This is a genomic window from Phycicoccus elongatus Lp2, assembly GCF_000367525.1.
Lineage (GTDB): Bacteria > Actinomycetota > Actinomycetes > Actinomycetales > Dermatophilaceae > Phycicoccus_A > Phycicoccus_A elongatus.
Genome location: NZ_HF570956.1, coordinates 1,305,185 through 1,330,840 on the forward strand (window position 1 = coordinate 1,305,185; position 25,656 = coordinate 1,330,840).

General features: G+C 65.9%; 19 protein-coding genes, 3 pseudogenes and 1 riboswitch. Of the genes and pseudogenes, 5 read left to right on the top strand and 17 right to left on the bottom strand.

Annotated features, from left to right (window positions below):
- A partial coding sequence (locus tag BN10_RS06175) for an SbcC/MukB-like Walker B domain-containing protein (RefSeq protein ID WP_051369635.1) occupies window positions 1–2,264 on the top strand: 2,264 nt, incomplete at its 5' end.
- 26 nt (window positions 2,265–2,290) lie between these two features.
- Here BN10_RS06175 and gcvP read toward each other — a convergent pair.
- The 10 genes from gcvP to BN10_RS06225 form a co-directional block, all read right to left on the bottom strand.
- On the bottom strand, window positions 2,291–5,161 hold the full coding sequence (gene gcvP / locus BN10_RS06180) for an aminomethyl-transferring glycine dehydrogenase (protein WP_040750995.1): 2,871 nt from the start codon (window positions 5,159–5,161) through the stop codon (window positions 2,291–2,293).
- A 72-nt stretch (window positions 5,162–5,233) separates the two neighbouring features.
- Window positions 5,234–5,337: riboswitch (glycine riboswitch) on the bottom strand.
- Window positions 5,338–5,427: 90 nt separating this feature from the next.
- Complete coding sequence (locus BN10_RS06185; protein ID WP_010850335.1) at window positions 5,428–6,015, bottom strand: MerR family transcriptional regulator; 588 nt, start codon at window positions 6,013–6,015, stop codon at window positions 5,428–5,430.
- Between the two features lie 203 nt (window positions 6,016–6,218).
- Window positions 6,219–6,749 carry a bifunctional nuclease family protein gene (locus BN10_RS06190; protein ID WP_010850336.1) on the bottom strand — a complete coding sequence of 177 codons (531 nt, stop codon included), beginning with the start codon at window positions 6,747–6,749 and terminating at the stop codon, window positions 6,219–6,221.
- Window positions 6,750–6,787: 38 nt separating this feature from the next.
- Window positions 6,788–7,483 carry a transcriptional regulator FtsR gene (gene ftsR, locus BN10_RS06195; protein WP_010850337.1) on the bottom strand — a complete coding sequence of 232 codons (696 nt, stop codon included), beginning with the start codon at window positions 7,481–7,483 and terminating at the stop codon, window positions 6,788–6,790.
- Between the two features lie 7 nt (window positions 7,484–7,490).
- Complete coding sequence (locus BN10_RS06200) at window positions 7,491–7,940, bottom strand: FHA domain-containing protein (RefSeq protein WP_010850338.1); 450 nt, start codon at window positions 7,938–7,940, stop codon at window positions 7,491–7,493.
- A 91-nt stretch (window positions 7,941–8,031) separates the two neighbouring features.
- Complete coding sequence (gene gcvH / locus BN10_RS06205) at window positions 8,032–8,421, bottom strand: glycine cleavage system protein GcvH (RefSeq protein WP_010850339.1); 390 nt, start codon at window positions 8,419–8,421, stop codon at window positions 8,032–8,034.
- Window positions 8,422–8,446: 25 nt separating this feature from the next.
- A complete protein-coding gene (locus BN10_RS06210; RefSeq protein WP_010850340.1) occupies window positions 8,447–9,235 on the bottom strand; it encodes a DUF881 domain-containing protein in 789 nt (262 codons plus the stop codon).
- Window positions 9,236–9,243: 8 nt separating this feature from the next.
- A complete protein-coding gene (locus BN10_RS06215; RefSeq protein WP_010850341.1) occupies window positions 9,244–9,576 on the bottom strand; it encodes a small basic family protein in 333 nt (110 codons plus the stop codon).
- Window positions 9,573–10,487 carry a DUF881 domain-containing protein gene (locus tag BN10_RS06220; RefSeq protein ID WP_233354273.1) on the bottom strand — a complete coding sequence of 305 codons (915 nt, stop codon included), beginning with the start codon at window positions 10,485–10,487 and terminating at the stop codon, window positions 9,573–9,575. The genes BN10_RS06215 and BN10_RS06220 overlap by 4 nt, the downstream gene beginning before the upstream one ends.
- 38 nt (window positions 10,488–10,525) lie before the next feature.
- Window positions 10,526–11,107, bottom strand: coding sequence for a CDP-alcohol phosphatidyltransferase family protein (locus tag BN10_RS06225; protein WP_010850343.1), 582 nt, complete (start codon window positions 11,105–11,107; stop codon window positions 10,526–10,528).
- A 38-nt stretch (window positions 11,108–11,145) separates the two neighbouring features.
- On the opposite strand from BN10_RS06225, the gene BN10_RS06230 reads away from it, so the two are divergent.
- A complete protein-coding gene (locus BN10_RS06230) occupies window positions 11,146–12,303 on the top strand; it encodes a MalY/PatB family protein (RefSeq protein ID WP_010850344.1) in 1,158 nt (385 codons plus the stop codon).
- A gap of 9 nt (window positions 12,304–12,312) precedes the next feature.
- On the opposite strand, the gene BN10_RS06235 is transcribed toward BN10_RS06230, so the two are convergent.
- From BN10_RS06235 to mobF, 6 genes and pseudogenes are all read right to left on the bottom strand, one after another.
- Window positions 12,313–13,251 carry an acyl-ACP desaturase gene (locus tag BN10_RS06235; RefSeq protein WP_010850345.1) on the bottom strand — a complete coding sequence of 313 codons (939 nt, stop codon included), beginning with the start codon at window positions 13,249–13,251 and terminating at the stop codon, window positions 12,313–12,315.
- Between the two features lie 352 nt (window positions 13,252–13,603).
- Window positions 13,604–15,202 carry a response regulator receiver domain gene (locus tag BN10_RS06240; RefSeq protein WP_233354274.1) on the bottom strand — a complete coding sequence of 533 codons (1,599 nt, stop codon included), beginning with the start codon at window positions 15,200–15,202 and terminating at the stop codon, window positions 13,604–13,606.
- A 37-nt stretch (window positions 15,203–15,239) separates the two neighbouring features.
- Entirely contained in the window at window positions 15,240–18,179 is a 2,940-nt protein-coding gene (locus BN10_RS06245; protein ID WP_010850349.1) for an ATP-binding protein, read from the bottom strand.
- Complete coding sequence (locus BN10_RS06250; RefSeq protein ID WP_010850353.1) at window positions 18,172–19,275, bottom strand: DNA cytosine methyltransferase; 1,104 nt, start codon at window positions 19,273–19,275, stop codon at window positions 18,172–18,174. The genes BN10_RS06245 and BN10_RS06250 overlap by 8 nt, the downstream gene beginning before the upstream one ends.
- Window positions 19,272–19,475, bottom strand: a complete 204-nt coding sequence (locus tag BN10_RS16245) for a helix-turn-helix domain-containing protein (RefSeq protein WP_084310954.1) — start codon at window positions 19,473–19,475, stop codon at window positions 19,272–19,274. Before BN10_RS16245 ends, BN10_RS06250 begins: the two co-directional genes overlap by 4 nt.
- Window positions 19,476–19,864: 389 nt before the next feature.
- Window positions 19,865–21,811 (bottom strand): annotated as a pseudogene (gene mobF / locus BN10_RS06255) (MobF family relaxase); the annotation flags it as partial.
- A 980-nt stretch (window positions 21,812–22,791) separates the two neighbouring features.
- Between mobF and BN10_RS06265 the strand changes: the two are divergent.
- Window positions 22,792–23,349 (top strand): putative immunity protein, encoded by a 558-nt coding sequence (locus tag BN10_RS06265; RefSeq protein ID WP_010850358.1) that lies wholly within the window; start codon window positions 22,792–22,794, stop codon window positions 23,347–23,349.
- A gap of 82 nt (window positions 23,350–23,431) precedes the next feature.
- Here the strand turns inward: BN10_RS06265 and BN10_RS06270 are convergent, their stop codons facing one another.
- The gene (locus BN10_RS06270; protein WP_010850359.1) at window positions 23,432–24,142 is read right to left on the bottom strand and encodes a MerR family DNA-binding transcriptional regulator; all 711 of its coding nucleotides are present in this window, start codon (window positions 24,140–24,142) and stop codon (window positions 23,432–23,434) included.
- A gap of 158 nt (window positions 24,143–24,300) precedes the next feature.
- Here BN10_RS06270 and BN10_RS18250 point away from each other — a divergent pair.
- Together BN10_RS18250 and BN10_RS06280 are read left to right on the top strand one after the other, a co-directional pair.
- Window positions 24,301–24,912: pseudogene (locus tag BN10_RS18250) on the top strand (putative immunity protein); the annotation flags it as partial.
- Between the two features lie 50 nt (window positions 24,913–24,962).
- Window positions 24,963–25,343: pseudogene (locus tag BN10_RS06280) on the top strand (ATP-binding protein); the annotation flags it as partial.
- Between the last annotated feature and the right edge of the window lie 313 nt (window positions 25,344–25,656).

Below are 25,656 nucleotides of genomic sequence, written 5' to 3' on the forward strand. Positions count from 1 at the left end.
CCCGCCAGCTGGCGACGGCCCTGTCGGTGACCGACGCGGCCACCCTCGCCGAGCAGCAGGCTGGCGCGACCCTCGCCGCCGCCCGAGCCAGCGCCCAACTGCGTGACAGGGGCCGGTGGGCCCGGTCGGCCCTCGCGGCCCTCGACGCAGCCCTTCCCGCCCACGCGGCGAGGATGGCCGAAGTCGAGGCTGCACGCCGTGCCGCCGGGTTGGCCGGTCACCTGGCCGCCGTCCGCCGCACAGAGGCCGAGGTCGAGAGGGCGGCGACTGGCCTGCGGGCCAGCCTCACTGCCCTGACGGCACGAGGCCTCCCCACCGAGCCGGAGACCCTGGACGACGTGCTACGCGCTGCCCGGGACCTGGACCCCACGGCACGCGAGCTCCAGGCATCGCTCGACGGGGCCACCAGTGACGACCTGACGCTCCAGGCAGCACGAGACGCCGAGCGCACCGCCGCGGCTGCAGCCGAGGAGCGCAGTCACTTGGTCAGCGCCGCACAGGGGCGGGTCGACGAGGTCACGCGTCGACTGGCAGCCGCCACCGAGGCCGAGCACGACCTCACGGCGGTCGATCGTGACCTCGCCGCCGCCCGAGACCAGCAGACTCTCCTGGTGGCCAATGTTGCCGACCACGACACCCGATCTGGGCTGGTCGAGCAGCGCCGGGGGGCCCGGGACCACGCCCATGAAGCCCGCACCGCTCACGCCGACCTGCGCGACCGGCAGTTCGAGGGCCGCGCCGCGCAGCTGGCGGCGGCACTCGTCGACGGGTCGCCCTGCGCCGTTTGTGGGGCAGTCGAGCATCCCGCGCCGGCCTCGGATGCCGATCCGGTGAGCGACGTCGAACTGTCCGGCGCCGCCATGGCCGCTGATGAGGCACAGGCGCAGGTGGCGGCCCTCGATGTGCGGATCGCCGCGATCGAGGCGGCCATCGCCACCCGTGAGGCACAGTTGGACGGCCAGGACGTGGCGACGGTCGATGCACGGCTGGCTGAACTCACCCAGCGTCGCGCGCGTGTGCTCGCCGCCCACGACCGGCTCGCCGCCCTCCGGGCGGAGGCAGCCGACAGCACCACAGCGCTGGTGTTGGCCTCGGAGGAGCACCAGCAGGCACAAAAGGCCCACGCTGCTGCCCTGGCCCTGCTCGAGCGCGCGCGGGAGGCACAGGCTCGGCACCGAACCACGGTCGAGCGACTCACTGGCGAGCATCAAGGGTGTCCGTGCCGTCCGGACGGCGTTGAGCGATGGACCATCGAGCACCACGACGGGGTGTGCGCGCTGCTGCAGGCCGCACTCCGCGCTCGAGAGACACTGCGCACGGCCGGTGATGCCCACCGGGCCGCCACCGACGCGGCCACCGAGGCCCTGGCCGAGGCCGGCTTCGAGAATGCCTCTGACGCGGCTGCCGCTCGCCTCTCGGCAGATGCGCTCGCCTCACGACTCGAGGCTATCCGTGAGCACGAGGAGCGGCGCGTGGCCGCGCGCACCACCCTCACGGACCCGGGCGTCTCCGCGGCGATGGCCGACCCGCCCGTGGACCTCGAGGCCATCGCCGCAGCTCACGAGTCCGCGCGCGTCGCTCTCGCCGCTGCCACCCGCGACCAGGTCGATGCCGAGCGCACCGTCGCGGCACTTCGGCGGCTCACCCCGTCGGCGATCACCGCCGCTGCGGCCCGGGACGCAACCGTGGCCCGCCACGACCGCGTGCAGGCGCTCGCCGACCTCGCGACCGGGGTCGGTGCGGACAACACGCTCAGGATGCGGCTGACCGCCTATGTCCTGGCGGCCCGCCTGGAGCGTGTCGTGGCCTTCGCCAATGACCGACTGGGCTCGCTCGGAGCGGGTCGCTACCTGCTCGAGCACACGGACACCCGCTCCGGTCAAGGCCGCTCCGGGCTCGGCCTGCGGGTCCTCGACCAGTGGACCGGGCAGGCGCGTGAGACCTCCTCACTCTCCGGAGGGGAGACGTTCATGGCCTCCTTGGCGCTCGCCCTCGGCCTGGCGGATGCGGTCCGATCCGAACTCGGCGGCCGCGACCTCGGCACCTTGTTCGTCGATGAGGGCTTCGGCACCCTCGACGACGAGAGCCTCGAGGACGTCATGGCTCTCCTCGACGGACTGCAGTCCGGCGGGCGCATCGTCGGCATCGTCAGCCATGTCGCGGATCTGCGCGCACGGATCCCGCACCAACTCGTGGTGACCAAGACGCCGGACGGCTCGACGGTCGACGTGGTGCGGGATGACGCCCTGCACCGCACCGCCTGAGCGGGTTCCGGAGGCGACCGCTGCCGTCAGCTCTCGAAGGCCTCGGGCGGCGGGCAGGAGCAGACCAGATTCCGGTCCCCGAAGGCACCATCAATACGCCGCACGGGTGCCCAATACTTCGCCGTCGGGTCAACGCCGGGCGGGAAGACGGCCGCGGCTCGGTCATAGGAGGCCGTCCACTCCTGGGTCAGGGATTCGGCCGTGTGTGGGGCGTGCCGCAACACGCTGTCGGCGGCCTCGACCGTGCCGGCCGCGACCTGGTCGATCTCGCCCTTGATCGCGATCATCGCGTCGCAGAACCGGTCCAGTTCACCCTTGTCCTCGGACTCGGTCGGCTCGACCATCAGGGTGCCGGCCACCGGGAAGGACATCGTCGGCGCGTGGAATCCGTAGTCGATGAGTCGCTTGGCAACGTCGTCGACGGTCACGCCCGTGTCCTTGGTGATGCCACGCACGTCGAGGATGCACTCGTGGGCGACCAGATCACGGTTGCCCGTGTAGAGGACGGGGTAGTGCTCACGAAGACGGGCTGCGATGTAGTTGGCGTTGAGAACGGCGATCTCGGTGGAGCGCTTGAGTCCGGCCCCGCCCATGAGGCGGACGTAGGCCCAGGAGATCGGAAGGATCGATGCCGATCCGAAAGGTGCCGCCGACACCGGCCCGACCCCGGACTCGGGGCCGGCCTCCGCATCGAGGGGGTGATTCGGCAGGTGCGGCGCCAGGTGGGCGCGCACCGCGACCGGGCCCACGCCGGGGCCGCCGCCTCCGTGCGGGATGCAGAAGGTCTTGTGCAGGTTCAGGTGCGAGACGTCGGCGCCGAAGCGTCCGGGCCGCGCCAACCCCATGAGCGCGTTGAGGTTCGCGCCGTCGACGTAGACCTGCCCGCCGGCGTCGTGCACCATCGCGCACAGATCGGTGATCGTCGCCTCGTAGACGCCGTGCGTCGACGGGTAGGTCACCATGATCCCAGCCAGGTGTTCCCGGTGGTCCTCGACCTTGGCCTTCAGGTCGTCCATGTCGACATTGCCGGTGATCGAGTCGGTCTTGACGACGATGACCTTCATGCCGGCCATGACGGCGCTGGCGGCGTTCGTGCCGTGGGCGCTGCTCGGGATGAGCATCACGTTGCGCTCCGTGTCGCCATTGGCCCGGTGGTATGCCGCGATCGCCAGCAGCCCGGCGAACTCGCCTTGCGAGCCGGCGTTGGGTTGCAGGGACACCGCGTCGTAGCCGGTGACCTCGCACAGCCAGGCGGAGAGCTGCTCGACGATCTCCCGGCTGCCGCGCGTCTGGTCGGCCGGCACGAACGGGTGGAGGTTGCTGAATTCGGGCCAGGTGACGGCGAGCATCTCGGTCGTGGCGTTGAGCTTCATCGTGCAGGAGCCGAGCGGGATCATCCCGCGGTCGAGGGCGAAGTCGCGATCGGCCAGGCGGCGCAGATAGCGCAGCATGGCGGTCTCACTGTGGTGGCTGTTGAAGACCGGGTGGGTGAGGTACTCGCTGGTGCGCTGCAGATCGGTGTCCCACGCGGGGGCCGCGAGGGTGACCACGGGCCGGTTGACACCGAAGGCGGTGGCCACGGCGGCCAGGTCGGCCTCATCGGTCGTCTCGTCGACGCTGATCAGGACGGTGTCCGCGTTCGCGCGCCACAGGTTGACCCCCTGCTTCAGTGCCGCATCGACGACGGCGTCCGCGCGGCCCGGCACGTGCACGGTCAGGGTGTCGAAGAAGGGCTCGTCCCCCACCTCGACGCCGCCGGCCCGGAGGGCATCGGCAAGGGCGATGGCGTGGGAGTGGACGACCGTGGCGATCGCCTCGAGCCCACGCGGGCCGTGGTAGACGGCATACATGCTTGCCATCACTGCGAGGAGAACCTGCGCGGTGCAGATGTTCGAGGTGGCTTTCTCGCGACGGATGTGCTGCTCGCGGGTCTGCAGAGCCAGTCGATAGGCGCGCGCACCCACCTCGTCGACCGAGACACCGACAAGGCGTCCCGGGAGGTTGCGTTCGAGGCCGGAGTGGACGCTCATGTAGCCGGCGTGCGGGCCACCGAAGCCCATCGGCACCCCGAACCTCTGGGAGGTGCCGACGGCGATGTCCGCGCCCCACTCTCCCGGCGGGGTGGCCAGAGTGAGCGCGAGCAGGTCAGCGGCTGCCGTGACCAGTGCGCCGTGCTCATGGGCCGCCGCAGCGAGGGCTCGATGGTCACGCAGACGGCCTGCGCCGTCGGGGTACTGGACGATGACACCGAAGACGTCCTGGTCGCCAGCGGCGGCCCGCAAGGCGTCGACATCGTCGACCCCCCCGAGGTCCGCAACGACCACGGGCAACCCGAGGGGAACGGCGCGGGTCCGGATGACCCCCAATGTCTGGGGAAAGACCGCCTCGTCGACGAGCAGAACGGCACCCGCTGGCGCCTTGCTCACGCGTCGCATGAGAGTCATCGCCTCAGCGGCGGCCGTCGCCTCATCGAGCAGGGATGAGCCGGCCAGGTCGAGGCCCGTGAGGTCGGTGACGACCGTCTGGAAGTTGAGCAGCGCCTCCAGTCGTCCTTGGGAGATCTCTGGCTGATAGGGCGTGTAGGCGGTGTACCACGCGGGATTCTCCAGCACATTGCGGGCGATGACCGGGGGGACGATGGTCCCGTAGTAGCCCAGACCGATCATTGAGGTGAGGACCTTGTTGCGGTCGGCAATCCCCCGCAACTCCTTGACGACGACGTGCTCGCTCGGCGCTGCCTCGATGTCCAGTGCGTCGGCGGAACGGATCGCATCCGGCACGGCCGCGGAGGCCAATTCGTCCAGGCTGCTCAGACCAATGGTGGAGAGCATGTCGGCGACGTCGTGGTCACGAGGCCCGATGTGGCGGGCGGTGAACGCGGAAAGCGAGTCGGTCATGTCGGGAGGCTCCTGGCACGCGAGATCGAACACGATCTCCCCTTCTGTCGCGCGGGGACGCTCCAGAGGTGCCTGCTCCGCGTGGTCCTGGTGCCTGAGAGGTTCCGGGGAGTTTGCCCCTTCGGCGCCGGCAACAAACCCGGGACGGGCTTGCCGGTCTCTCCCACGCGGGGTGAGCAGCCCTCACAAGATATCAGTGCCCTGACGCAGCGGAGGTCCCACGACGGCCTGTGGCGCGTCTGGGACCTCGGTGCGGGTGGGCGCGGTCAGGCCATCTTGGCCTGCCGCCGGGCCCGCAACTCGTCACCGGGGACGGCGACCGGGGTCTCGTCCTCAGGTCGCTCGCTGGGCAGTTGGGCGAGTTCTCCCTCGACCTCGCGCCAGACCCTGCCGACCGCGATGCCGAAGACGCCCTGGCCACCGGCGAGAAGGTCGATGACCTCCTCTGTGGAGGTGCACTCGTACACGGAGGCACCATCGCTCATCAGGGTGATCTCGGCAAGGTCGTCGACGCCGCGTTCACGCAGGACATGAACGGCCCCGCGGATCTGCTGCAGCGAGACGCCGGTGTCGAGCAGGCGCTTGACGACCTTGAGCGCCAGGATGTCGCGGAAGCCGTAGAGGCGCTGGGTGCCGGAGCCGGACGCGGTCCGAACGCTCGGCTCGACCAAACCTGTGCGTGCCCAGTAGTCGAGCTGCCGGTAGGTGATACCGGCCGCCTTGCACGCGGTCGGGCCACGGTAGCCGCTCTCGGTGTCGTACTCCGGCAGGGCGTCGGTGAAGAGCACCCCCTGGCCGCCGGCGGGGACGACCGGACGCGGGGTGCTCCCCCGGGACTCCTCGATCGCGTTCACTTCTGGCTCCTCAACCCTCAAACCGGCCCATGGAATGACATCAGCGTGACTACACCGACGTTGTTCTCCCTCGAAGGTACGGCGCACGGCCCTGTAGGTCAATCACCAGTTGACTGTTGTCACTAGCGTGTCGCCAGCAACATTCGTAACAGTAAACCTGAAGTTGATCCTCAGGCTCGTGCATTCAGCCCTGCCGATCGTGCTCAGTTGGGACGTTGCTCCCCGGTCTCGAAGTCCTCGGGCGACACCGAGTCGAGGAATTCCTTGAACTCGGCGAGCACATCTTCGCTCGGCGTGTCGCCGGTCTCCCCGCCCTCGACCTCCGCCTCAGGGGCCATCGTCACCCCTACTTCGGCCAGGAGTGACTCACCCGCCTCGATCGGCGCCCCCGCGCGCAGGGCCAGGGCGATCGCATCAGAGGAGCGCGAGTCCACCCGGGTCTCGTGGCCGGCCTCGCTGCTGAGGACGAGCACCGCATGAAAGGCCCCGTCCTTGAGTTCGGTGATCTCGACCCGGCGCAGGGACGCTCCGAGTTGGACGAGGAGATCGGCCATCAGGTCGTGAGTCAGCGGGCGCGGCGGCACCACGCCTTGCTGCGCGTAGGCGATGGCACTGGCCTCGGCCGCGCCGATCCAGATCGGCAGGTGCCGACTGCCTTCGCGCTCCTTGAGGAGCACGATGGGCTGATTGTTGGGGAGTTCGACCCGCACGCCGAGGACGTCCATGACTGCCACCCGACCACCGTAATCCCTGACCGCGTCAAGGTCACCGGTCAGGGAGTTCCGCGCAGTCCCGCCTTGAGCAGGGCCGCGTGCAACTGCAGGCACAATCGCGCCACGGCAGCTCGTTCAGCGGCCGCATCCTTGCTCGATCGCCCAGCAACCGCCTGCTCGACCAAGCCGACCTCCCGATCGACCGCAGTGCGAAACATGCGCAGGTGTCTGGCCTCGATGCCATAGGCCGACAGGGCACCGGCGGCATGGGCCGCCCGCAGTGCCAATTCGTCGAAATGGCCGGTCTCGTCGGGGGTCAGCATCCCGAAACCGACCATCGTGTCCACGAGCGAGGTGTCGATGGCTGCCGCCTTGGCGAGTTCGGGAGCGGTCAGTCGTAGGCGCCCACCGGTGCCGGCGGGTTCGGCGAGGTCGGGATCTGTCGTGGGCTGTGGTGGGCCCGGCCGACCCGATTCCTGCATCGGCGGCGTCAGGCCGCGATCGAGGGCGTCCAAGGCCTCGCGGATGACCTTGAGGGGCCAGAAGTGCTCGCGTTGTGCTCGAAGGATGTAGCGCAGGCGCTCGACATCTCCTGGCCGATAGTGCCGGTAGCCCGATGGAGACCGATCAGGCGAGATCAGGCCCTCGGACTCGAGGAAGCGAATCTTCGAGATCGAGACGTCCGGGAACTCCTCGCGCAGACCCTTGAGGACGGCCCCGATCGTCAGCGGTCGATCGACGGACGGGCGTGGCACCGGCCGGTCAGGCCTTGGCGGCGTAGAAGACGAGGCGGTACTTGCCGATCTGGACCTCGTCACCCGTGGTGAGAACCGTCTCGTCGATCCGCTCCCGGTTGACATAGGTGCCATTGAGCGAGCCGACATCGCGCACGACAAATCGGCCGTCCTGACGGCTGAAGGTCGCGTGCTTGCGCGAAACGGTCACGTCGTCGAGGAAGATGTCGCTGTCCGGGTGCCGACCGCTGGACACCTCGTCATCATCGAGCAGGAAGCGGGCGCCGGTGTTGGGTCCACGAAGGACCACGAGCAGAGCGGTGCCCGGCCGGAGTGCATCGACGGTCGCCTGGTCGGCGCGGGTGAGGACATGCTCCCCCTGCAGTGCCTCGGTGGACTCCTGTCCACCCAAGCCCGGGAAACGCATCGTCGTCGGCTCGTTGGGACCGACGCCGGCAGCCTCCTGACCGTCACTCATGTGGCAGCACTCCTCGTCCATGGTTTACGGAGCACTCACCCTAAATCACGAGGTGAGTGTTGCGGTAGGGGGCCGTCGGCCCATTGCATGGTCAGCCGAGCTGACCCTCGTATGCCGTGGCGTCCATGAGGCCATCGATCGTGGCCGGGTCGGAGACCCTGACCTCGAAGATCCAGCCGTCGCCGTAGGGGTCGCTGTTGACCAATTCGGGGGTGGCATCCAGCGCGTCGTTGACGGCCACGACCTCGCCCGACAGGGGCGAGTAGAGGTCGCTGACGGACTTGGTGGACTCGACCTCGCCACAGCTGTCACCGGCAGTGACCGCGTCGCCGATGCTAGGGGCGGAGACGTAGACGACATCCCCCAGTGCCTCCTGGGCAAAGGATGTGATGCCGACCCGCACGGTGTCCTCTCCAGTGCTCTTCACCCACTCGTGCTCGGCGGTGTAGCGCAGGTCCGTGGGGTAGCTGGCGTCGCTCATGATGCTCCTTGGGCCGGGATGTTGGTCATTTGCTGGGACTCGCCTGATTCTCGGGCAGAGCGTAGCGAGGGGTCGAAAGCGGCCGCAATGCGGTGATGTCGACCGTGTCCCGGATCAACACGGTCGTGTCGCCGCCCATGCGGCGCGCAGTCTCACTGACCCCTCCGGGTATTTCCATGGCCGCGGCGAGGGTGTTGTTGTCACCGATGGCCGTGATCACGAAGGGACGGGACAAGGTGCGCCCGTCCATGGTCACGGCCCCGCTGGCTCCGTCGGCGAACCAGGTACTCGCCCCGACTCGGCCGTCGTTGATCTGCACGGCCTCGGCACCGGCATCCCGAAGTTCCTGCAGGGCGTCGAGCAGCATGGCGGCGGTGTACTTCGCCTGCGGATCGCGGATCGTCATGACGATGCCCGGCCCACTGGCCGGTGTCGTGCCGGCCAGGATGCCCAGCGCGTCGAGTCGCTGTTGGGCAGCGGCCCGCGCCTGCTCGAGGTCCGTGCTCGTGGCGAGTTCGTCGCGCTGCACCTCGAGGCGGACGATCTCGTCACTGAGGCGGGAGTTGTCCTGGTTGACGGTGTCCAGCAGTCGGACCAGGTCACCCTCGCGCAGGCCCTCCAGACCGGCGTTGGACGTCTGTCGGACCTGCACCGCGATCGCGAAACCCAGGGCGACTGCGAGGACCCCTGCCAGCAGAGTTCCCTTGGTCGGGCGCGGACTCGCTGCACGGAGCAGGCGCCGCCACGCCGTGCGGGTCGAGGGTTGCACGTCCAGGTCGCGTCCATCCTCGGGAGTTTGGGGTATCTGGGTCATCGCGAACGTCAGGCGTTGAAGAGGTGTCGGCGAATGGAGGCGACGTTCGAGAAGATCCGGACGCCGAGGACCACGACGACACCGGTCGAGAGTTGGCTCCCGACCCCCAACTTGTCGCCGAGGAAGACGATCAACGCCGCCACGAGCACATTGGACAGGAAGGAGACGACGAAGACCTTGTCGTTGAAGATCCCGTCGAGCACCGCCCGGACGCCGCCGAAGACCGCGTCGAGCGCCGCAATCACGGCGATCGGCAAGTAGGGCTGCAGCCACAACGGCACCGTCGGCTGCAGGGCCAGACCGATGATGACGCCGAGGAGCAGACCGAGCGCAGGGATCATTTGCGGTCTCCTGAGGACGCTGAGGGCGATGCTGCGGGGGTGGATGACGAAGCGGGCGCAGGGGCTGGGACGGCGGGCGGGGAAGCGGAGCCGGCGGGCGGATGCGCGACCCTCGTCTGGATGCCGGCCAGCCCCGGCAGGGTGACGGACTCATTGGTCCGGGTCTCGACGCGGATGCCGAAGGAGCCCTTCAGGGTGGACACATAGGTCCCACCCGGGCCTTGGGCGAAGCGCGTGGGCAGCGACGCCGGATCGCCGATGGCGGTCACGGCATACGGAGGAACCAAGGGCCGGTAGTTCACCAGGATCGCCTCGCCGGCGAAACGGATCGCGGAGGTGGCCGTGAGGCGCTGTCCGTTGATCATGATCGCCTCGGCCCCGGCCATCCAGAGACTGTTCGCGACGATCTGCAGGTCACGGGCCCGGACCACACCGTCCTGGGAGCGAGCGGAGTTGCGTGGATCGCTGTTGTTGCCCGCGGCGTTGGTGTCGGGCGCGTTGTCGAGGGTCACGACCAGTCCCGGTCCGGTGACCGTCGCGGAGCCGGTCACCAGGGCGAGCTCCCGGAGTCGCGAGGCGTCCTCGCCCGACTCCGCAGCCAGGATCTGGGCATCGCGCGCGGACACCTCGGCCGTCAGTGCCGCGACCCGGGCCGCTCGGCCGTCATGGGTGGAGCGGGCCGCGTCGATCTGCCGGATCAGCTCGCTGCGGGCCTCCGCCCGGGCGGTGGCGCTGCCACGCAGGGTGGAGGCGCCCAAGCCGATGACCGACCCGAGGACGACGAGGGTCACGACGAAGAGCGCAGAACGCGAGCCCCGGCTGGCGGGCAGCCCCGCGGCCACGCGGCGGCGGGCGAGCGCACCATAGGCAGGGTCGAGCGGTCGCTCGAGGATCTCGGTCAACAGGGTCATCGACTCATCGACGCGCCGCGGTGCCGACGGCGGTGCGTTCATGCCGTCGCCGGTTCGGCCACGAGCAGCCGCAGCTGCACGGCATACAGGATTCCGGCCACCCAGTAGAGAACGATGCCCCACCATGCGAAGCCCCACGCGATCGGTTGGGCGGCCGCCGCCACGGCGCCATCGCCGTCTGCCAACAACAGCAGGGGAAAGGCGTAGAGCAGGTTGAAGGTCGCGGCCTTGCCGACGAAGTGGACCGGGAGGCCGTTCCACCCGTGCTTCTTGGCGATGAGAACCACGACTGCCATGAAGGCTTCGCGCGCGAAGAGCACAATGACCACCCACCACGGGATGATCTCGCGCCAAGCCAGACAGAGCAGCGTCGAGACGATGTAGAGCCGGTCGGCGATCGGGTCCAGGAGCTGCCCGACACGAGAGACGAGGCCGAACTTGCGAGCGATCTTGCCGTCGAGGTAATCGGTGATCCCGGACAGCGTCAGGATGATCAACGCCAAGCCGTCGCGGTGGGTCAGGATCGCCCACACGAAGAGCGGCACCCCGAGCAGTCGCAATGCCGACAGGGCGTTCGGCAGGGTCAGGACCCGGCCACTCACCCCCAAGGTCTCCGGCATGCGCTCAGCCTATGTGACCCCTCCCCTAGGGTTCCTCCATGGCGCGCATCCTTGCCCGAGACGTGACCCAGCAGCGCCGGGACCGCACCAGCGTCAAGTGGACGCTCTGGGGCCCTGACGTGCTCCCCCTGTGGGTCGCGGAGATGGACGCCGCGCCCTGTCCGGCCGTCGTCGAGGCGGTGTCGTCGGCCATGGCACGCGGCGACACCGGCTATCCGGACGGTCTGGCGTATCCCGCGGCCTACCGCCGGTATGCCGCGGACTCGTGGGGTTGGGACGTCCCCCTGGACGCGGCCCGCACCTGTTCGGACGTCATGGGTGGGATCGACGCAATCCTTCGGGTCACGACCGCGCCCGGCGACGCTGTCGTGGTCTCTCCCCCGGTCTACGACAACTTCTTCAACCACATCGCTGCCGAGGGACGGCGGCGTATCGACGCGCCGCTCACGCCGGCGGGCCGGCTGGACCCCGACGCCCTGCGCTCCGCCTTCGCCGCAGCGATCGCGGGAAGTGGGCGCGCGGCATACCTGCTGTGCAACCCTCACAACCCGACCGGGACGGTCCCGAGCCGGGCCGAGTTGGAGACCCTCGCGGAGTTGGCGGACGAGTTCGGCGTGACGGTGGTGTCCGACGAGATCCACTCCCCCCTTGTGTATGCCGGTGGGCCGGGGTTCGTGCCATGGCTCACCGTGTCGGAGCGTGGGTTCGCCGTCTTCTCGGCCGGGAAGGCATGGAACCTCGCGGCGTTCAAAGCGGCCGTGCTCGTCGCCGGCGAACAGTCCCGCGAAGACCTGACCCGGCTCCCCCTGGTCGTGTCCTACGGGATGGGCCACATGGGGTCGATCGCGCACGTGGCGGCCCTCGACGCTGGGCGCGGATGGCTGGCCGAGGTGCTCAGCGAACTCGATGACAGTCGCGCTCTGCTTGCCCGCCTCGTCGCCGACCACCTGCCCGCCGTGTCCGTGAGGGTGCCGGATGCCACCTACCTGGCCTGGTTGGACTTTCGGGCGACCGATCTCGGGGAGGACCCGGCCACCGCGGTGCGCCAACGGGCCGGGGTCGCCCTGTCGTCCGGCCCGCACTATGGGGCCGTCGCGGGACGGGGCTTCGCCCGACTCAACTTCGCGACCGGCCCGGAGATCCTCGCCGAAGCGGTCACGCGGATCGCGTCCGTGGCGGGGAGCGCGATCGGCTGATCCGGGGTATCAGCCGATCTTCATGCGCTCCTTGAGGGTGTCGCGCTTGTCCTCGAACCGGCTCGCCTGCGTCTCGAGGGTGTCCATGAAGTCGGAGACCTCCTGTCGGGCCGACTCTCCCGTCTCGTCGAGTCCTTCCAGGTCCCAGATCTTCCAGAAGCGGAGCACGGGAGCAACGACATCGTCCCGGTGGATCCGCAGGTCGTAGATGCCGGCGACCGCCATCTCCACGGCCTTGCGCTGGAAGCCGGGGATGTCCGTGCCGGGCATCTGGAAACCCGTGACGACGTCACGGATCGCGGCCATCGCCTGATTCGGGCTGAGCTCGAGGGCCGCACCCAGCAGGTTGCGGTAGAAGATCATGTGGAGGTTCTCGTCGGCCGCGATCCGAGCCAGCAACTCCTCGCACATCGGGTCGGCGGTGAACGTGCCGGTGTTGCGGTGGGACACTCGGGTGGCGAGTTCCTGGAAACTCACGTAGGCCAGCGAGTGGACGAGTTCGCCAGAGTGCGCCGACTCGTAGCCCGTCGACATGTGGGTCATCCGGAAGCGCTCGAGGGCCACCGGGTCCACCATCCGCTTGACCAGCATGTAGTCCCGCATGGCGATCCCGTGCCGTCCCTCCTCGGCCGTCCACCGGTGCACCCACTCGCCCCAGGCGTCGTCCCGGCCGAAGATCTGGGCGATCTCGTGGTGGTAGCTGGGCAGGTTGTCCTCGGTCAGCAGGTTGACGATCAGGGCGCTGCGAGCGACATCGGACAGTGGCGCGTCGTCGGGACTCCACTCCTCGCCCCCCATCCGGCCGTCGAAGTTGCGCCCCTCGCTCCATGGGATGAAGTCGTGGGGGAACCACTCCTTGGCGACCCTGAGGTGGCGGTTGAGCTCTCCCTCGACGACCTGGTTCAACTCACGCAGCAGGTCGGTCTGGGTCAGGTCGACGGTCGTCATGGCGTGGCTCCTGGCGGGTGACACGGACGGCCTGCCTCGTAGCAGCCGTGAGCGCCAACCTACGCCTGCGTAAGTCCGCCGTCGCCCTACTCGTGAGTTGGGCTTCGGCGGCCCGCCTGAGACAGCTCAGGGGCGGCCTCGGATGCTCCGAGACCGCCCCTGACCTTCTTCCTCTGGTCGGGCTGACAGGATTTGAACCTGCGGCCCCTTGACCCCCAGGCGTCCAGACGGCTCGATTCGAGCTGAAAGCCGCGTAGTTCCGCGGGTCAGATCATGCAGGGCACGTCATGAGATGCATGGTTTGCATGATTCTGGTCCCCTTTTGGTCCCCCACGGAAATTATCGCGGAGGCTCACCAGCCTTGCCGCAAGACCTCTGCCTCTTCAAGACCTACTCGCGAAAACTCAGAGGACAGACGCTCCACCACCCTCTGCGCGTGATCAGTCTTGAGGTCGCCGACCCAGCGCCAAGACTTGCCTCTCCCTTTCACCTTCACCTCGGAAAACCGTCCGACTTTTCGGTACCAGCGAACTTGCACGGTTCCGGCTGGTCCCCCGTTGAAATCACGCATCAGAATCCGCGACGGCTTGGGCACTACCCGCAATCGCACGTAGCCACTTGATGCTTGAGGGTCGGGTACCGTCAAATCGCTCGGAGCGCGGTCGCCTTCGCTAACGACCTCAAGCGGCAACAACGGGAACATCCGGGACCCGTTGATCCTGACGCTGTCACAAAGTGGTTGGACACACACTGCGTACGTGCCTTCCTGTTCCACGATCGTTCCGAGCTGCATGACCGGCGAAGGCTTGGCATACCTGCTGCGTAGCGACATGCGCATTGAGAAGATCTGATCTGAACGCTGCTTCTCCTCTAGAGTCTCCACGAACAGGTGAGTTGCCTCGGCAGCGAGCTTCTTCTTTCCGATGCCAGCATCCTGCAACTCCTGCACCGCTTCATGACTAAATCCTTCGGCAAGAAGCCGTAGTCGGAGTTCAGCGGTCATCGACTCGAAGGTCGATACGCCTCGCGAGCCAATCCCGCTCTTATGTTTTAGCCACTCACGGACCCGCGGTAAGCCCACATGCGACCCGACTTCATGGTCCTGTACGATCGCCGCTAGCTCCGAAGCAATCAGGCCTTCAACCTGTCGCTCGACGTCTTCTGGGTGGGCTAGCGATACGCGCTGGCCAAGCACGGCGCCATCGATCTCTGGCCCCAAGGCTGCCAGCAGTCGGTGAGCATCGTTGCGGATGCCGGCGAGGGCGGAGAGAGAAGCAGTCGTTACAAGCCCAAGACTGTGGCGACCGAACTCCTCGACAACCACTGTGGGCAGCGCGGAAATCGCCCGTCGGCGGTCAGCAAGCTCGGCCGGAATGCTCTGTACATGCTCCTTTGCGAAAACAGCAACGCGCACCGGGCCGCGGCTAAAAGCGACGTGACGATCATCGTCCCATTTCAGCTCATCCTCACCAAGGCTCTCACTCGTGGCGTTCGCGATGCGGTCCGTAATCTGTCTGAGGTCAGGTTCACCGGTATAGACGGTAACCAACCGAAGACGTCGGCGCGGAGACTTGGTGTCTTCACGCAGAACCGCGCGAATGAGCTTTTCAGCCGTAGCACCATTGTCGCCGTTGAGGTTCCAATCGAGAATAAGCGCGTCAGCTCGCTTCGCTGTCCGAACAAACGCCGGCCTGAAGTCTTCATTCTCTTCCGCCGACTGCGGAGACAAGATGGCGCATGACAGTGCCGCCTCCGCAAAGCTACGCGACACAGCTTGGACATCAAGTTCATCGCCCTCGGCCGAGGCCCCCGGAGCGACCAGTTTGAGCGCCGAACCTACCGGTGGAGTGTCATCGTCGGCCCAGTCTTCGTCTGCAGCCTGCTCCGGACCCGAATCTCTACGAAAGGCTTCGTCGTCGATCATCAAGATCGTCTGAAGGAACTCCAGCACCTGGCGCCGTACGTGAAGCTCAAATCTCGTCGCCACCTCAAACCTCGCTCTCGTCCGGAAGAACGATCTCGAACCGAGCTCCTCGATCCGCGACGGGGGCGGCGAGGGTGATATCGGCACCGTCGCGCCGTAGGACCTCTCGCGCAACGAACAGGCCGTATCCCGATCCTGCGGGCTTTCGTGAAAAGCCCTGTTCGAAGACGGCCTCTTCATCGCCCAGGCTGATTCCGGTACCTGAGTCGGTTACGGTAATCACTCCAGGCTTTTTGTCGAGATAGATCACTCGATCCCCGGTGTAACGACTAAGCCAATAGATGGCGTTATCAATCAGGTTGACAATTACCGGATACAGGGTCGAAGGGTACATACGAATACGCATTCCCTCAAACGCCTCAGAGATGCTGAGCGTGATGCCTTGGTCGAGTAAGCGCTTCTCGAAAACATCATGAAGATAACGTTGAACGTCGACGCCACGTATCTCGACCGGCTCACGATAGAGCCGCCGATGAAGCGGAGTGAACAGCTTGAGGTATCCATCCAGATGATCGAACGAGACTCGCAGGTCCGTGTATAGGGGTCGCAAGCCGGCATTCTGTTGCGCCCACGATCGGAGTCTTCGCAAATTATCGCGAACTGACTTAATGCTGTTCTCGAACTCGTGAGTCACGATGTTGACAGCCATGCCGATTTGCACCAGTTCAAAGTCCTGTGCGGCACGATCAGTAAGCGCTTCAACGCGCGCCTCTAGCTGTTCCACTTGGTCGAGCAGGGATATGCGATCATTTCCGTCGCCTTCCGACGACCATGCAACGGCACGTAGTTGCTCGGATATGGCGTTGAGCTCTTCTACTTGAGCGGCGGCCATACTCCGAACACGCCCTTCAAGCGAATTCCTCAGTAGTGTGAACGCGTTGTCATTCATGCTGGACACATCCGTCGCGCTCGCCTCCTGGAGCACGCCGACAGCAACATCCTCAAGAGCACGGTGAGCATCCCTGGCGACGTCCTTGGCTTGGCTTGCGACAGCGTTCGCACGTCCGCTGAGGTCCTGTCTCGCCTGGCCTGCGATGGTCCGACTCTCTGAAACTGCCTGACCAATAGCCTGGTCGAGGCGGAGCCTCCTGTGCAATGCGGCGTCCAGGGCGAGGCCCGCCTCGCCAAGAACTGACTCGATCTCGCGTTCGGCCGGTTCGACAACTGACGACAGAACCTCCGATCGAGCCGCTTCGTAAGCGACAGAACGACGGCTCAAGTCAGCACTCAACGCTACGCCACGGGGGCGCTTGACTTGGAGGTCTGAGGTCAGTTCACGAAGTTGCGTCCTAGCAGCCAGTTCGGCGCGAACGAGGCGGTCGGCCCCTGCCGCAGCGCTATCATCGCGCTTCGCTGTCTCAATGGCGGCCAGGATGCCGGCCCGTATTTCTTGAACTCTCGCTTCGGGAGCATGTGTGTCAACCGCATCAAAAAACTTGTCGAGCGCCGCGCTGTACTCTGATCGGCGGACGCGTACTTGTTTGCTTCGCGCTCGTCGCGCCTTTTCCATCCGTTCGTTTGCGAGACGCCCCTCCTCGTATATCTCAGCTTGAGCGCCACCTTCGCGGAAAAACTCGGCCGCGACCTGAAGCAGAAAATTCTGAAGAATAGCGCGGAACTGGCGATAAGCCTCGTTCGTGGCAAACCCTTCGCGCCCGGCCTTCTCTCGCAGGAGACTGTTCGCTTCGCGCGATATCTCGACCGCGCCGAACATGCGACGATAGGAGAAAAAGTGATCAGAAGCCGACTTAGTTCGCCTAAGCTCGACGTCCAACCAGTCGAACCTGCTGTCGCCGTATGGAAGGACTCTGATCCCGTCACGGTAGATGTAAAGTCCGCCGTAGCGATCTAGCTTTTCGATGATCAAGAAGTAGTCATTCGGGTCGAGCCTAGATTGCTTGGCCCTGCCCTGGATGTATGCGAGATTAAGCTTAAAAGGCCCGCATTGGGTCTTGACTCCTCGGGCGGCGGGCCAAGCGAGCGGAAACGGGATTGGATCGCCACCGAAAATCGATACCGTCCCCGTGAATTGCCCATACTCGTCAAACTGGCCCTGAAAATGATGATCGGCATTCAGAAACTCTTCAACGGTAAAGAACTCCTGTTCGTCGATCAGATCGCGAATGTTGTCCGGAGCATGATGATCCCGAAATACCGTTCTCAGCTCCGGAGCGCTGTGACCAGGAGTCATCGTGTTTGCGAATCCGATTAGGGTTCTGAGCAACGGAGCCGCCTCTTTTGGGGTCGGCGGCTCAAGGTCGGCTTCTAAGTCTGGCGACGTGGGCAGGATTATGAAGGCCGTCCCGGCGTCGAATGTGGCTAGATCAAATCCCGCCATTCGAGCAATCTCGACGATATCGGTCTTACTCCAGCGCGCAATGTCCTTCTCGATGCGCTCATAAAGACCTTCATCATCGACAGTAACAAGTTCGCGTAAATTCGAAAGAATCCGACTTCCCATACTCTGGACGTCGGGAGACTCACCCTCCGACAGTTCTTCGACTGGAACAGCGAGTTGCGATAGATCAGCATGGGATAGCTCAAAGACACCCCAATGGATCAGAGAGACAACGCGGCGGTGTCCACGCGCCTTCGTTATGACCAGGGTCTGTGGCCCGATTGCTGCGATCGCGAGCCGGCCGATCCCCTTTTCGCCCAGAATCGCGCGTTTGGGGCCGGGGTGAGCTTGGACCGTCGAACTCTGTGCCGACTTAAAGGAGGTGCCGAGTGTGAGCCAGCGTCCCTCGAAGTCTTGCCGCGACATCCCGTCGCCATCATCCCTGATTACAAACGCATCTTTGAACCTAATGAAGTCTGCTTCAGCTCTTTCGGCGTACGCATCATGCGCATTCTTGAATAGTTCGCTAATCGCGCTAGGGATTCCCGCGATCTGCTGTCGGCCCAGCATGTCGACGGCCCGGGCGCTCGTCTTGAACTCAGCCATGATCGCCGAACCGGGACGCCTGCAAGCGCTCGACGATGTGCTCACCCATCGCTTTCGAGACGAGCACGGGCACGGCGTTTCCGATCTGTCGCGTCACCGACTTCAAGCTGCCGAGGAACTTGAAGTCCGGAGGGAAGGTCTGCAACAAAGCAGCCTCACGGACGCTGATCGCGCGGTGTTGCGTCGGATGCCCATATCGGCCGTTGGTTATGTCCGTGCACTTAGTCGTGAGGACCGGCGCCGTGTCATCGTATTTCATTCGACCGTATGTGTCCTGGTGCCCCTTGCTGTTTCGGTGGCAATCTAGCCAGAGATCCGCCGGCCATTCCGATCTGCTTCCCCCCTCAGGAAGCGCCATGATTCGACGCAGGTTCAGATCGCCAAGTGCCCCGGAACGATGGAGTGGATCGTCTGGGTGCGCTTCGCCAGCCTCAATGGCTGGCAGGGAGCCGATCCAGTCTCGTACCGTTGAATACGGCTGTCGATCGCGTCCATGAGTTGGTTCGGGCAGGTCGATGGAACCGTGTCGGGACGCGAGCAGAACCAGCCGCTTACGCCGCTGGGGCACACCGTAGTCGCGGCAATCTACTACCTCCCACCGAGTCGAGTAGCCAGCGCGAGCTAGGTACCGCAGGAATCGGTTCCAGGTGGAGCCACCGGGAATCTTCTGCAGACCCGGAACATTCTCGACAATAAGAGCATCCGGCTTTAGCCGATCCATGAACGGAATGAGCGTGAGTAGCAACGATCGCTCTTGCGGACGGGCCCGCGATGCGGACGGTCGCATCGAACTGTATGGCTGACAAGGAGCGCAGGCAGAGAACACGAGCGGAGCATCCTTCTCGATCAAGTGGTCGAAGACATCAACCCCAAGCTTGCGAATGTCGACTTCGTGAAACTCCGCTTCTGGGAAGTTGGCTCGATAGGTAGCCGACGCCGCAGCATCGAAATCGACTGCCGCGGCGATTCGCATACCCGCGTCGCGCAGACCAGCGCTGGTTCCTCCGCAGCCGGCGAAGAAGTCAATGACAGTCGGCTGGTGTCCCAGATACTCAGGGACCGTAGAGGTGACGACCTCTGTCAGTGCCGCGGTCATCCATCTCCTCCCTTCCGTCCACGCTTGCTATCGGCTCCGCGCACGAAGGACAGAACATCGCTCCGCAGGAAGCGCCACGCTCGCCCGACCTTCTCTCCGGGCAACGCGCCCGAGTTGGCTAGGGACAGCACGGTCTTCGTGCTGACACGAAGAAGCGCTGCCGCCTCGTCGGTGGTCAACACCTCGTGCTCTTCCGTCATCTTCCCGCAATCTCTCACTGTCGGCCGTAAGTTCAGTCTAGCCAGCGACACAGACGTCCCAGGCCCTAACCCGACGGCGCGCCGCGGGCAGGAGTGAGCTGCTGCCGGCGTGTCTGTGGGGGATGCACCACTGCTTGAACTCTCTCGACCCGCTAGGCGAGCCGATCGGATCGTTCGTCTGGATCGGGCTCGGGATGCGAACGCCGGAGCAAGTAGGCGAGTGTTACGGGTCCGATCCAGAGAAACTTGAAGGCGTTCCAGACGAACAGCAGGACCAGCAGGTACAGCCAGCCGGGGCCGCCATCGTTGATGATCGTGGTGCAGATCGCGGCCGCATAGAAGTAGACCGCGGCCAGGAGCATGGCGGGGATGCCCCACTTGAGGCCGGGCAGGGCTTTCGCTCCGGCCTTCTCGACCTCGCGGGTGATCCGGTCCAGCGAGGCGGTGCCGGCGAGGGAGGCTTCGTCGATGATGACGAGCTGACCCGCCTCGACCGTGGTTCCGTGCATGAGGTGGTTCTGCCACCACTTCGCCGTGTTCTCGGTCGCGATCCCCAGATCGTCGGCGAGGACCTGCGCGGCGACCGCCGAGGGCGCGAGCCCGACCACGGACCCGGCGCCGTGCTCCTTCTCCCATGCCCGGCGCAGCGCGTTCATAGCGGTGGTCTTCCCGGCGCCTGCCGGGCCGACCAGCACGTCCACGACCCGACCAGAGACGGCGATCGCGGACAGGGCGGCGGCTTGATCCTCGCCGAGCACCCGGCCGCGGGCGTCGGGCGTGCGGGCGACCCGCTCCACCGTCTCCAACAGCACCGTGGGTCCGGTTGGCGCGTCGGCGCGGGCCAGGAGGCGGTCTTCGGCGGCCAGCAGCGCCTCGGACGAGAACAGCGTCGAGTGCCGAGGCCGGAACCGGGTGGTGCCGTCCGGGCGGCGGAACTTGAGCGGGCTGGTCGCCAGCTCCGGCGGAGTGAGCCGCAGAGATGCACGCTCGGCCGCGTCCACGACCAGGCCGGTGATCGCTTCGCGGTCTTCGATGCTGGCGAACCGCCAGCCCATCAACTGTCGGGAGGCTTCCGCGTGCAGGTTCCACCGGGTCCAGGTCGAACGCTTTTCACCGACCGTCTCCATCACGGCCTGCCCGACCTCGCCCACCACGTCCAACGGCACATCATCGGCACGCAGCACCCGATGGGGAGTTGCACCGCTGGTGAGGGTGCGCGCCCATCCGGTCACGTTCTGGCCGAGCACGCGGCCGGCGCGCTGCCGCCACTCGCCGGTGAGGTCGGCCAGCGACCTGACCTGCTTCTCCGGCCTCGTGGTGAGCGTCGCTTGCGCCCGCAGTTTCAGCACCGTCCGCGCCGAGGGCTGCCGGCCGTGCTTGGCGACGTACTCCGCGATCAGGCGATCCTTCTCGGCCTCGATGTGCCGGGAGCGGGTAGAGAACTCGGCCACCAGCTCCTCGGGCACGCGCTCGACCTCCCACGCCGGGTTCCGATCCCGACCCCGCTCCCGCGCATCCCAACCCAGCCCGAGCGTGCGGGTCAGCCGGTCAGCCAGGGCCGCGTTGTACAGCTCGGAGACCGCCACGACCGCCGAGTGCATCGGCCGTCCGGCGAGAGTCCGCCAGCGGCCGTCTTGGACGGTCAGCACCTTGTTGCTGATGACGACATGGGTGTGCAACTGCGGGTCACCGGAGCGGCTGTCGTAGTGATCGAACGCCGCCGCGACGACCCCGGCGACATCGACGTGTGCAACCGCTCCGTCCGGGCCGGTTGCACCGACACGGGTTGCTGCAACCTCGCGTTCGAGGAACGCAACCAGCTCTGCAAGCGCCGCATGATGCGCGTCCGCGATCAGCGCTTGCGTGCCCGCGTCCGCGACCGCCCAGATCGCGGAAACCGACTTCGGCACGCTGAACGTGAAGTCGAACCCCGCCACCGCACGTCGGGTCCCGCGCTCGGCTTCCTCCGCCTCGATCGCGGTCACTTCCTGTGCCCGCGCCGCTGGACCGAGTTCGGGATCGAGCGCGTCGACGCGCTGCTTGACCCGTTCGGCGATCGACGCGAACTGCTGGTAGGCGCGTCCGAGCGGTTCGCCGGTGATCGGGTCGTGACCCGTCCCGATCAAGAGCCGTAGTTGGGCCTCCGAGACCTGAGCACCTTCGCCCAGCTCGCCGCGCCCGAGACGGCCCAGGCCCGAGCCCATCCAGAACCCCGGCGGCGCGCCCGCCTCGGCGTAGTAGCGAGTCAGCGGCGTGCTGAGACTCCGGTCGCCGTCGCCCGCGGCGACCGACTTCAACAGGTACTTGTAGCCATCACCGGCCGACATCACACGCATCGAAACCGTCACCGTCGCGCCCCTTCCTCTGGCGCCAGGTGGGCGTGACACGACCAGTCAACGCCGCTCCATCACGCCGCCCTCGGGCGGCGTCGGCCTCGTCTGAAAGACGTGTGATGGCTCGGGGAGTCGGCGCCGTACTCGGCGACCTGGCCGACCTGCGGTATGACGCGGAATGGGTCGGCCTACCAGCGTCCCATGTCGGTGCTCCTCATCCCAGGCTCCGCATCTTCATCGCCGCCCGCAACCAAGGCACTGTTCAGGACGCCGCTCGCCACGGACTCGACGCGCGGCGGAGAGTCACTGGAACAGGTGAGGGCACGGCGGGGAACGATCGCGCTCTCGCATCAGATCATCGACCTCGCTCTCAACGGGGCGGCTGGCTCGCAGAGCAGGGGCAGCGAAGCGGAGATGCTGTGGTCGCTGGTCGAAGACATCTTCATCGCTGGGGACGCTACGCCCCGCGATCGCCCAGTGGGAGCACATCTCGGGAAGATCGGCTCCCGCACCAGCACTCCTGACTGGCGATTCCGGGCCACGTCCGGCGCCGGAGTTCGTGGAGTGGCGGATGGGTCTCGAAGCCGGATGGGTCACCGACGTTCGTCACGGGCTTAGCCCGAACCAGCAGCTAACGGCCCTCGGCAACGGGGTGCTCCCGCTCCAGGCCGTCGCCGCCCTCACCGAGCTCAAGCTGTCTTGGGAGCCGACACGACCGGCTTCGGTGCCTGGCAGTCTCGACGCCGGATACACATCTGTGCTGAGCGTTGATTGAGGGTTTTCGTGATCCATGTGAGCTGCTAACTGCACAGAGTCTCAACCTAATGTGCAGTGATAGGATTGATGTCTGTGGCGCACCGAGTCACTGCTCGCGACGGCCACAGGCGTTTCCGTCCTGCCTGCTGAGCTGCGCCATCTGCGTGGTCAGCGTCACCGCCGGCGTCGCCTCAGACACCGCCGAAGAACGTGGAAGAGGAATGTGAATGACAGCAGATGCGACCGACTGGCTCGACCAAACGAGGTCGAAGCTGAAGCGTGGAAATGTGGTTCTGTTCCCCAAGAACAGTCCGCTGTTCGGTGAGCTGAGCCACATCATCGACCGCGAGAGCCACAAGGTGATGGTTCTCTGGGCGTTCGACTTCGCCTCGCAGGCCGTCGAAACACTGAGGCGACGTTACCCAGAAGAGACGCGCCCACAAGTTGCTCTCGACACGACTCGTGCATGGGCGGCTGGCGAGGTCAAGATGCCAGTTGCAAAGCGGGCTATCCTGGCCTGTCACGCGTTCGCGAAGGAGTTGGAATCCCCCAGCGATATTGCCCTGTGTCATGCCGTCGGGCAAGCTTGCGGAGTCGTCCACGCGAATGGGCATGCACTCGGGTTTCCGGTTTACGACCTCACTGCGATCGTGCTGGGTAGCGGAGTCGACAACTGTCGAGAACCTGTCGAGCGGCGTGTCAGCGAGTACATCGATCGCATCACGTACTGGCGGGAACACCAGGCGGACTACAAGGGTCCATGGGCGCAGTTCATGACGCGATAGCGACCTGCCACAGGGTGCTCGCAGCTCAGGTAGGCGATATCGATGCTCTTCTGGCGCATTGAGCGGACCGAAGATCGGTCCGTCAAGCACCTATGGCATTGATGTACGCGAAGAGTCGGGCAGCACCGTTCATCTGGGCGAGTCCGCGCAGTCTGAGCTGACTCCGCCATTCGGCCAACATCCCTTTGAGTGCCTGGATGCTGCCAGCGTCTCGAAGCTCGACCAAGACGGTTCTGATGGTGCTGAGCGGTTGGCCTCCCCGGCGGAGCAGGTGCGCCAGCTCGGCGTCACGAACATCCTGAGCGTGGTACTGGCGGTGTCCGGTGTGTGCGTCGCGCTGCGGATTGAGCACTCCGGCGCGTTCCCAGGCCCTTAGCGTGGCTGGGCTGATCCTGAGGTGGCCGGCAAGTTCGCCGATGCTGTACCTGACCCGTGTTCCGCGCACTTCTGGCGGGATGTCCGCCCCGAGATGTTTCAACGCCGTCTCGACTGTTCTGAGCGTGTCGCGGTCACGAGCCAAGAGGGCATGGCCCTGATCGACGAGTTCTAGCGCCTCGTCTAGGGCGCCACGGGTTACGGCAAGCATGATGCGACGGCTGAACGGATAGCCGCAGGCGGGGATGAGGGCCATATAGGCTGCCACGCCCGCCGCATGAGCGGCGGTGTAGTCCCGGTAGCCGCTTGGGCTGCGCTGAGCCCGAGGGATGAGGCCGGCTTCCTCGTAGTTGCGGATCGCCTGCGTGGAGAGGCCGTGCTCGCGGGCGATGTCGATGGACCTCACCTTGACCTCCATTTGAGGGTTGGAGTGGCACCTGGCGGGCTTCTTGTCGACAAGTGCCAACGGATTATTCAAGGATACTATTGATGAACATGGCACAGCACAGCGGCACCGTACCGGGAGACTTCGATCTGACGATAGGCGAGCTCCGCACCGTCGTGCGTTACGTGGTGATGCATGCCGAGGACGTGCTCGATGTGTTCGAGCAGGCCGTGCCCGATGATCCGCGTCCCCGTGCCGCGATCGAGGCGGCCTGGACGTTCGTCAACGGGGCGAACCGAACCAAGCTGCAGCGCGTCGCGTCGCTCGACGCTCACCGGGCCGCTCGCTCTGCTCCCTCCGAAGCTGCACGGCTCGCCGCACAGTCAGCCGGGGATGCGGCGTCCGCGGCGTACCTGCATCCGATCGCTCAGGCGAGCCAGGTCGGTCACATCCTGCGTGCTGCGGCAAATGCGGCCCACATCGCGGAGCTGACAGCCGGAGGCGACCCCACCCTCGGCGATGCGTTGCTGAACAGGTCTCGACAGCGAGCGACAGCGGTGCTCAGTGATGTCCTCCGCCGGTATCCGCACCCCCCGCGTGGGCGAAGTCGCGTCAGCCAGTTGATTCATGCACTGGATCAATCTTTGCGCCAGTCTGACGGCGCCGACCCAGGTCGAGCGCAGCTCGCGAAGGACCGGCCAAGAACCAAGACACCGGGCGCACTCACTCTCAGTGAGAACGACCGCCGAATCCTGGCCTTGTGGGCCGCTGACTGTGCCGAGCGTACGTTGCCGCTGTTCTTGGCCGAGGCGCCCGATGACCCGAGGCCACGCGAAGCTATCGAAGGAGCGGGAGGATGGACGCACACTGGCGGCTGGCGAGACACTACGGGCTGGCGAACCTGCTCGTGTTCCACAAGCTCACCGACTTGGAGAACGTCGGCGACGCAGGGTCGGCGAACCGGGCGCTGGCGAACAGCCTGCTGGCAAATGCGGAGACGAGGATCGTCTACCGGCAGGAGACCGATCAGCTCGGCCCGACTGCCGCGGCGCTAGGACTGACCGGCACCGAACAACGCCTGCTGCCCGGACTCGGCACCGGGCAAGGCTTGTGGCGCATCAAGGATCGCTCGTTTGTGGTGCAGCACCAGCTCCACCCCGCCGAGCTGGCCGCGTTCGACACGACTGCCCGCATGACCGGCATTCAGGATCATGCGCGGGCCTCCGTGAACTGAAGCATTGCAATCGGCACGGGCGCACTTGGTGTCTTGGGAAGATCGACTACGGGGAGTGCAACGGACACGTTGGCTGGGTCATCGACTCCGAGCTCCAACCAGTCGGTGCAGTCGACGTGGGGGAACGAGCCAACCAGTTGTCGGTCAGCAAGGAGCAGGCTGAAAGGCGGGAAGTGAATCACCGCGGATGGCGCCGGCGTAGTCGTGCTTGACCACCCACCGCTCTCGCTGTCCTGTGACATGCGGACAACGAGAGCCTCGTGGCTTCCCTCCACATGGGCCGAGCTTCCGTCCGGTGCGATGGCTACCAAGA

Coding starts and splice junctions, on each gene's coding strand:
- BN10_RS06200 (WP_010850338.1), bottom strand. CDS start 7,940: ATGAGTGACGGTCAGGAGGCTGCCGGCGTCGGTCCCAACGAGCCGACG.
- BN10_RS16245 (WP_084310954.1), bottom strand. CDS start 19,475: ATGACGGAAGAGCACGAGGTGTTGACCACCGACGAGGCGGCAGCGCTT.
- gcvP (WP_040750995.1), bottom strand. CDS start 5,161: ATGACCGACTCGCTTTCCGCGTTCACCGCCCGCCACATCGGGCCTCGT.
- BN10_RS06270 (WP_010850359.1), bottom strand. CDS start 24,142: ATGGAGGTCAAGGTGAGGTCCATCGACATCGCCCGCGAGCACGGCCTC.
- BN10_RS06235 (WP_010850345.1), bottom strand. CDS start 13,251: ATGACGACCGTCGACCTGACCCAGACCGACCTGCTGCGTGAGTTGAAC.
- BN10_RS06220 (WP_233354273.1), bottom strand. CDS start 10,487: ATGACCCTGTTGACCGAGATCCTCGAGCGACCGCTCGACCCTGCCTAT.
- BN10_RS06245 (WP_010850349.1), bottom strand. CDS start 18,179: ATGGCTGAGTTCAAGACGAGCGCCCGGGCCGTCGACATGCTGGGCCGA.
- BN10_RS06250 (WP_010850353.1), bottom strand. CDS start 19,275: ATGACCGCGGCACTGACAGAGGTCGTCACCTCTACGGTCCCTGAGTAT.
- BN10_RS06210 (WP_010850340.1), bottom strand. CDS start 9,235: ATGACCCAGATACCCCAAACTCCCGAGGATGGACGCGACCTGGACGTG.
- BN10_RS06265 (WP_010850358.1), top strand. CDS start 22,792: ATGACAGCAGATGCGACCGACTGGCTCGACCAAACGAGGTCGAAGCTG.
- gcvH (WP_010850339.1), bottom strand. CDS start 8,421: ATGAGCGACGCCAGCTACCCCACGGACCTGCGCTACACCGCCGAGCAC.
- BN10_RS06230 (WP_010850344.1), top strand. CDS start 11,146: ATGGCGCGCATCCTTGCCCGAGACGTGACCCAGCAGCGCCGGGACCGC.
- BN10_RS06225 (WP_010850343.1), bottom strand. CDS start 11,107: ATGCCGGAGACCTTGGGGGTGAGTGGCCGGGTCCTGACCCTGCCGAAC.
- BN10_RS06215 (WP_010850341.1), bottom strand. CDS start 9,576: ATGATCCCTGCGCTCGGTCTGCTCCTCGGCGTCATCATCGGTCTGGCC.